Below are 1,241 nucleotides of genomic sequence, written 5' to 3'. Positions count from 1 at the left end.
CGGGGTTCTTTTCGCCTTTCCCTCACGGTACTGGTTCACTATCGGTCGATATCGAGTATTTAGCCTTGGAGGATGGTCCCCCCATGTTCAGACAGGGTTTCACGTGCCCCGCCCTACTTGTCGCAAGCCTAGTTCCACAATGCCGATTTCGTGTAAGGGGCTATCACCCTCTATGGCCGGAGTTTCCAATCCGTTCCACTATCGACACTGCTAAATCCTGCTGGCTGATCCCATTTCGCTCGCCACTACTTTGGGAATCTCGGTTGATTTCTTTTCCTGCAGCTACTTAGATGTTTCAGTTCGCCGCGTTCGCTTCCTTACCCTATGTATTCAGGTAAGGATGACTCAATGAGCCGGGTTTCCCCATTCGGACATCTGCGGATCAAAGCTTGTTTGCCAGCTCCCCGCAGCTTTTCGCAGGCTACCACGTCCTTCATCGCCTGATATCGCCAAGGCATCCACCATGTGCACTTAGTCGCTTGTCTCTATAACGTTGACTCCTGGGTGCGACCCCAAGAACGTTACGGAGGTTGAGTTTGCGTGCCGTATTCCAGACTACTCGACCAGTGCTTTCACACCGGCGAGAACTCTTTCATACATATGATTGATACAATCACAACCCGTCGATCTTCCTTCATGCGCCTTGCGGCACACGTCGGTTGACCAACAAATTCTTTACTACTTCTTCCAGATTGTTAAAGAGCACAACAGCCTATTGATCGAAACGATCAAACCGAAACCGCATGGCCACCGCTTGCGGTGTTGCCGCCACTGGCTTGGGTTTGTCGTCTTGACGGTACGAAACCGGACGGAACAGGAATGGTGGAGGTTGACGGGATCGAACCGACGACCCCCTGCTTGCAAAGCAGGTGCTCTCCCAGCTGAGCTAAACCCCCATTTCGGACTTGGTGGGTCTGGTAGGACTTGAACCTACGACCCCACGCTTATCAAGCGTGTGCTCTAACCACCTGAGCTACAGACCCGTTCGGATCAGTTCCCAGTCGCTAATGCACACCGCTTGACGCACCCGGCAGACTTGCTGCCGACTGCCGACTGTTCCCTGTTGTTGCTAACACGCCGATAAGTGTGAACGCTTGACATGGTGCGTTCTCTAGAAAGGAGGTGATCCAGCCGCACCTTCCGATACGGCTACCTTGTTACGACTTCACCCCAGTCACGAATCCTACCGTGGTAAGCGCCCTCCTTGCGGTTAGGCTACCCACTTCTGGTAAAACCCGCTC

General features: G+C 53.3%; 2 tRNA genes and 2 rRNA genes. All 4 read right to left on the bottom strand.

The window, feature by feature from the left end:
• A 23S ribosomal RNA gene (locus tag G3574_RS27920) occupies positions 1–485 on the bottom strand; the annotation flags it as partial.
• 335 nt (positions 486–820) lie between these two features.
• Positions 821–896: transfer RNA gene (locus G3574_RS27915), tRNA-Ala, on the bottom strand.
• 10 nt (positions 897–906) lie between these two features.
• A tRNA-Ile gene (locus G3574_RS27910) sits at positions 907–983 on the bottom strand.
• A gap of 132 nt (positions 984–1,115) precedes the next feature.
• Positions 1,116–1,241: ribosomal RNA gene (locus G3574_RS27905) — 16S ribosomal RNA — on the bottom strand; the annotation flags it as partial.

This window comes from Noviherbaspirillum galbum (genome assembly GCF_010974945.1).
GTDB lineage: Bacteria > Pseudomonadota > Gammaproteobacteria > Burkholderiales > Burkholderiaceae_D > Noviherbaspirillum > Noviherbaspirillum galbum.
Note: the sequence above shows the minus strand (reverse complement) of the source record. Positions and strands in the feature narration are given on the sequence as shown.